The following is a 5,785-nucleotide window of genomic DNA, read 5'->3' on the forward strand; positions in this document are numbered from 1 at the left end:
CAACGCCGCCTAGGCCAGCTTGAAGCCGGCCGCGGTCGCCAGTTCGCCCGCGATCTCGACCGCCTGGTCGGCCGTGATCAGCGCGCCGCGCAGGCTCATCAGGCCGGTGATGCCCGACAGCTCGGCGCGCCGCAGGTCGCAGCCCTTGGCGTTGCCGACCCGCGAGAAGTCCGCTCCCGGGAACGCGCAGTCGATGAACACGGCCTTCGAGAGGTCGCCGAGGAACGTCGCGTTCATGAACCGGCACCGCTCGAAGACCACCGGGCCCTTGGCCGTGCCGATCGAGATGCCCGCGAAGTCGGCCCGGCAGTCGGCGATGTAGACGTCCTGCGCCAGCGCGAACTGCGCCTGCCAGCCCACCAGCTGGCTGTCGGTGATCTCCAGCCGCCGCGCGGTCGCCCGCTCCCAGCGGCCGTTCGCCAGCACCGACCGCTCGACCCGCACATCGACGATCTCGAAGGGCGACAGCACCGTCCCCGAGAAGTCGACGCCGCGCAGCAGCGACTGGTCGAGGCTGCCGTCGCCCTGGCCCCCGGTCCACTTCAAGCCGTCGGCAAGACGCTCGCTCAGCTCGAAGTCCGGCTCGGGCTCCTCGTCGAGCGGCCGCAACCGCTCGGCCTCCCAGAGCGGCCTGCGCATGGAACGCTTGTCGTCGATCTTCCTGAACTTCACCGAGCCTCCAAGGTCATCGTGACCCGGGCAGGCTACGCGACCGTGCCGACATTTTCGCGGGCGCGAGCGCGCGAAATGTGGCCTCCGTCGCATCAGATGCGGCGGCGGTCGGGCGGCACGTGCTCGCGGTCGGGCCCGCTCACTCCCAGGGGCGCAGTTCGAGCAGCGCTCGGACCGTCTCGATGTACTGCGGGTTCGTGTAGTCGGGGTTCCCTCCGGCGTCGAGCACCGCCTCGACGGTGCCGAAACCCGCCTGGTACGCGGAGATCACGGCGTTGAGCAGGCACCGCTCCAGATGGTCGGGCACGGCCTCGTCCCGCCCGCAGTCGTCCTCCAGCGAGTAGCTGCCCGGGTCGGAGCCGTCGAAGTAGTTGACGGAGAAGTACTTCGCGAGCCACTGCAGCTGTGCGCTGCCGAGCATCGCGTTCTCCTCGACCTCAGTGCGGTCGAGGCCGAGCTCGAACCGCTCGTTGATGAACGACTCGGTCTCGGGCTGGATCTGCATGAGGCCGGTTCCCGCGTCGCACGCGACGATGTCGGACTGCCAGCCGCTCTCCATCCACGCCACCGCCTTGATGAGGTCGTGCGGGACGTCGACGCTGGAGTTCGTCCAGAACTGGGTGTCGGCCGCTTCCTCCAGGGCCGCTTCGGCTTCCGAGGCGGAGACGGGGCCGCCGTCGAGGTATGTGGTGCAAGGGGGGTGTTCCGAGACCGGCACGGTCGGCAGCGCCGCGCCCGTGGTCTCGGCCGCACTGGTCGTCTCCTCGATGCTCGGCGCGGGCTCGGTCAGCTGCTCCGGGCTCGGCCAGGGGCTCGGCGTCGGCCGGGGGTTCTCCGACTCGGTCTCGGCCGCGGGCGAGGTCGTGGCGGATGCGGCGGTCCCTCCGCCGTCGCCGCCCGAGGGGAGCAGCACGTAGGCGAGGATGCCGACGGTGACGAAGAGCAGTACGAACATCACGATCCAGGTGCGCGGCGTGCGCTCCTCGTCGTCTTCGTCGGGGCCGTAGTCGAGGGGGATGTCGGTCATCGAGGGGTCCTTCAGGGGTTCGGTGTGGTCAGCGTACCGATCGGGAGTCCAGTGTGGGGGGCCTGAAGAGTGTGCGGATCGTCTCGCTCCGCGACCGCAGAAAGTATTTGAACGTGTTCAAGAATCGGAGTAGGCTCGGCAGGGAAGGAGGAACCCCCATGAAGATCGTCATCCCCGGCGGGACCGGCCATGTCGGCGCCGTCCTCGAACGCGGCCTCCTCGCCGCCGGTCACCGCCTCGTCGTCCTCACCCGCAGCCCCTCGCGCCCCCACCACGTTCACTGGGACGGCCGCACCCTCGGCCCCTGGACCGAAGCGGTCGACGGCGCCGACGTCGTCATCAACCTCGCCGGTCGCAGCGTGAGCTGCCGCTACACCCCCGAGAACCTTGCCGCGATGATGGACTCCCGCGTCGACTCCACCCGCGTCGTCGGGCAGGCGATCGCCGCCGCGGACCGGCCTCCGGCCGTGTGGCTCCAGATGAGCACCGCGACGATCTACGCCCACACGTTCGACCGCGCGAACGACGAGGCCACCGGCGTCATCGGCGGCCGCGAACCCGACGTGCCCGCGTACTGGCGCAAGAGCATCGACATCGCAGAGGCCTGGGAGCGGACCCTCGACGAGGCCGACACCCCGCACACCCGCAAGGTCGCGCTCCGCTCGGCGATGGTCATGAGCACCGACCGCGGCTCGGTCTTCGACATGCTCTCCCGCATGACCCTGCTCGGCCTCGGCGGGCCCGTCGCGGGCGGGCGCCAGTTCGTGTCGTGGATCCACGAAGCCGACTTCGTGCGCGCCGTCCAGTTCCTCATCGACCACGAGAGCCTCGCCGGGCCGGTCAACCTGGCCGCGCCGCATCCCCTCCGGCAGAAGGACCTCATGCGCACGATCCGGCGCGCCTGGGGCGGCCACTTCGGCCTCCCCGCCGCGAAATGGATGGCCGAAGTCGGCGCGTTCGCGCTCCGCAGCGACACCGAACTGCTGTTCAAGAGCCGCCGCGTGATCCCCGGCCGCCTCGAGGACGCCGGGTTCGCGTTCTCCTACCCTGCTTGGGAGGCCGCCGCCGACGACCTCGCCCGGCGCACCGCCGCCGCCAGGAAGTGGCCGCTCGTGCGCCGCCCCGGGCTCAAGGCCGTGCGGGCCCTCACCGGCAGCTGATCGGCGTCAGGCGAGCGCGCCCCGGTGCGCCTCGACGTACGCCGCTACCGCCATCGCGGCGGCCACCGCCGCGGCGGTCCAGCACACCGCGCCGAACGACACCGCGTGCGCCAGCATCGAACCGAGACCGGCCGCGACCAGGTACACCGCCCACACCCCGGCCTGCAGCCGCGCGGACCGCAGGCCCCGGCGCCCTCCCGAGAGGTTGACGAACAGCGCGATCAGCGTCCCGGTCAGCACCGTGGTCGAGACGCCCGACAGCCCGATCCGCGCCGCGTGGATGCTCTGCACGCCCATCGCGAACGCCGCCAACGCGATCGCCAGTTCGAAGTCCTGTGTCAGGCCCGCCATGCCGAGCATGACGACCTCGACGACCATGAGCAGCGGCACGCCGAAGCTCGTGAGCACGTGGCGGCGCGTCGCCAGCGACGCGAGCACCGCGCCCACCGAGAACCCCAGCAGCGACCACAGGGGGCCGACGGGCGAGAGCCCGTCGTCGCGGCCGGTCAGCTCGCCCGAGACGGCGACCGCGAGCAGGACCGCGTTCCCGGTCTGGTTCGCGACGAACTGCTGGCTCAGGCTGAGGAACCCGGCGCCGTCGACCGCCCCGGCGATCGCGGTCAGCACGAGCGCGGTCCAGGCGTGCGCGGGCGTGGGCGTCGCGGGTTTCATCCGGCACCGCCGTCTCGATGCGGCCGTGCGGGAGCGGAGGGGTCGAGGCGGTGCCACATGCGGCCCAGGCTAACCCCGGTGGCGGGCGCCCTCCCGGACGACCCGCCGCGCTACTCCGGCTTCTCCACCCGCCTGCGGCCCACCGCGAACAGCGCCACCGCACCGACCGCCACCAGCGCCGCCGCCGCGATCACGAACGCCCGCATGTCGCCGCCGGTGGCGGCGAGGCCGTCGTTGCCGGTCCCGGATCCGGTTCCGTTCGACCCGTTGGTACCCGGTCCCTCTGTACTCGGCCCGTCCGTGCCCCCGTCGCCGTCGCCGTCGCCGTCGCCGTCGCCCGGCGGCACGACGGGGAGCTCGGGGTCTACCGGATCGGGGTCGGGGGTCCGGCAAAGCAGCTCACCGGCGAACGGGTGGTAGTGGATCTCGCCGCCGTTCTGGCCGATCGACCCGAGACTCGCCTCCTTCACCACGATCTGCCCCTCCACGTTCGTCGGGCTCACGTCGAGGTACGAGGCGTTCGGGGCGAGGATGCTCCCCTCGACCGTGTCGCCCGAGGCGATCGTCAGGTCGGTCGTGTCGCTGAAGTTCCACAGGATGTAGGGCGCCTGCGTCCCGCCGATGCCCGCCTGCGTCTTCACGTCCCAGTCGAACACGCCGCCGGTCCCCGACGTGTCGACGTTGATGACCAGCGGGCCGTCCTCAGTGGGCGGGTTGAGGAACGTCAGGTTCGCCATGTTGTCGAGGTCCTCGCCGGTGACGTTGAGGACGTTGGTCATGCCCGGGTCGCCCGAGCCCGGCGCCGGTTCGAGCGAGATCCGGATCTGCTGCCCCGACGCCACCGACCCCTTCTCGACCTCCGCCCCGTTCGGGTCGGTCATGGTCACCGTGTTCGAGCACCCGGCGAGGCCCGTCGCCCTGAGCCGGAGTTCGGTGAACGCCGCCTCGAAGTCGATCGGCGTGGCCGGACCGACCGAGTCCACCGGCTGCTGGACCGTCAGGCCCACCCGCGGTGTGCTGTCGTACGCCTCCCCGGAGGCGACCAGCCGCGTGGAGACGCTGGCGCCGTTGGCGTCCTCGATGAGCACGTCGGTGCCCGAGAGGTCGCCGACCTTCACGTACCCCTGGTTGAGCACCCGGATCTCGCCGCCGGTCTCGCTGCCCGCGAAGTCGATCCCGCCGCCCACGACCAGCGCGCTCGGCTGCGCGTCGCTGCCGTCGGTGAACGTCCCGGTGCTGTGGAGCGAGACGTTGTAGATGCCGCCGACGGTCAGGTCGCCGCCGGTCGCGATGGGCCCCTCCGACTCCAGCGAGACGAGGGTCGTGTCGTTCTCGACGAACGCGTTGTACCCGAGCGCGCTTTCGAGCGGATTGCTGGCGGTCGGCTGGGCCTGCGCGAACGGGGCGTGGCCTGCTGCGGCGATGGCCGCGGCCGCCGCAATGCCGACGGCGCCGACCGCGGTGAGGCGGCCCGTCCGGGCCCTGGACTTCGACTTCGGCATTGCGGTTCCCCCTGGAGTGGACGATGGTCGACTGCTGGTGGGGGGAGTCGCGCCCGAGCCTAGCAACGCGGACGCCCGGCACATGGTGCGAAACGCCCTGATCGGACAGATCCGGCCACAGTGCCGCCATCCGGGAACTTGCGGTCCCGCAGCCCGGTAATGGAGGATTGACCTTGTGGGGCAAGCGAATCCAACCCTCACGCGAATGGAGGATTCCCCATGGAGCATCCCGACGAGCGCCACGAGCGCGGCATGAAGACCCTGCGGCACCTTTCGGGTGAAGCCGAGCCGACCGTGGTCTCCTCACTGGCGGACATCGCCCCCGATCTGGGCCGGTTCATCGCCGAATTCGCCTACGGGGACGTCCTCACCCGTCCCGAACTCGACCTGCGCGACCGCGAGCTCGTCACCATCGGCGCGCTCGCGGCGCTGGGCAACGCAGCCCCGCAGCTGCGATTCCACATCAACGGCGCCCTCAACGCCGGCTGCACCAGGACCGAGGTGGTCGAAGCGCTCATCCAGATCGCCGTCTACGCGGGCTTCCCCGCCGCCATCAACGCCGTCGAGGCCGCGAGGGAGGTCTTCGCCGCCCGCGATGCCGCAAGCTGAACGCTGATCGTGAAATGCCGGTGGGGGGGGGGGGGGGGGGGGGGGGGGCGGGCGGGGGGGGGGGGGGGGGGGGGGTTGGGGGAGGGGGGGGGGGGGGGGGTGGTTTTTTTTTTTTTTTGTGTCTGTTCTTTTTGCCTTTTGCT

Annotated in this window: 6 protein-coding genes; 2 read left to right on the forward strand and 4 right to left on the reverse strand. The window is 71.2% G+C overall.

Annotated elements, in window-relative coordinates; translation table 11 throughout:
* Nucleotides 1-9: 9 nt before the first annotated feature.
* Complete coding sequence (locus ACZ60M_RS24040; RefSeq protein WP_465421549.1) at nucleotides 10-672, reverse strand: pentapeptide repeat-containing protein; 663 nt, start codon at nucleotides 670-672, stop codon at nucleotides 10-12.
* Nucleotides 673-811: 139 nt separating this feature from the next.
* Nucleotides 812-1,699: a transglycosylase SLT domain-containing protein gene (locus ACZ60M_RS24045; RefSeq protein WP_465421551.1), complete on the reverse strand. Its 888-nt coding sequence runs from the start codon at nucleotides 1,697-1,699 to the stop codon at nucleotides 812-814.
* Between the two features lie 158 nt (nucleotides 1,700-1,857).
* On the opposite strand from ACZ60M_RS24045, the gene ACZ60M_RS24050 reads away from it, so the two are divergent.
* Complete coding sequence (locus ACZ60M_RS24050; RefSeq protein ID WP_465421553.1) at nucleotides 1,858-2,859, forward strand: TIGR01777 family oxidoreductase; 1,002 nt, start codon at nucleotides 1,858-1,860, stop codon at nucleotides 2,857-2,859.
* Nucleotides 2,860-2,865: 6 nt separating this feature from the next.
* Here ACZ60M_RS24050 and ACZ60M_RS24055 read toward each other — a convergent pair whose 3' ends face one another.
* Together ACZ60M_RS24055 and ACZ60M_RS24060 are read right to left on the reverse strand one after the other, a co-directional pair.
* Nucleotides 2,866-3,531, reverse strand: coding sequence for a YoaK family protein (locus tag ACZ60M_RS24055; protein WP_465421555.1), 666 nt, complete (start codon nucleotides 3,529-3,531; stop codon nucleotides 2,866-2,868).
* Nucleotides 3,532-3,641: 110 nt separating this feature from the next.
* Complete coding sequence (locus tag ACZ60M_RS24060; RefSeq protein WP_465421557.1) at nucleotides 3,642-5,033, reverse strand: collagen-binding domain-containing protein; 1,392 nt, start codon at nucleotides 5,031-5,033, stop codon at nucleotides 3,642-3,644.
* A 219-nt stretch (nucleotides 5,034-5,252) separates the two neighbouring features.
* Between ACZ60M_RS24060 and ACZ60M_RS24065 the strand changes: the two genes are divergently transcribed.
* The gene (locus ACZ60M_RS24065; protein ID WP_465421558.1) at nucleotides 5,253-5,642 is read left to right on the forward strand and encodes a carboxymuconolactone decarboxylase family protein; all 390 of its coding nucleotides are present in this window, start codon (nucleotides 5,253-5,255) and stop codon (nucleotides 5,640-5,642) included.
* Nucleotides 5,643-5,785 lie beyond the last annotated feature (143 nt).

It is taken from the genome of Glycomyces sp. NPDC050141 (genome assembly GCF_055586545.1).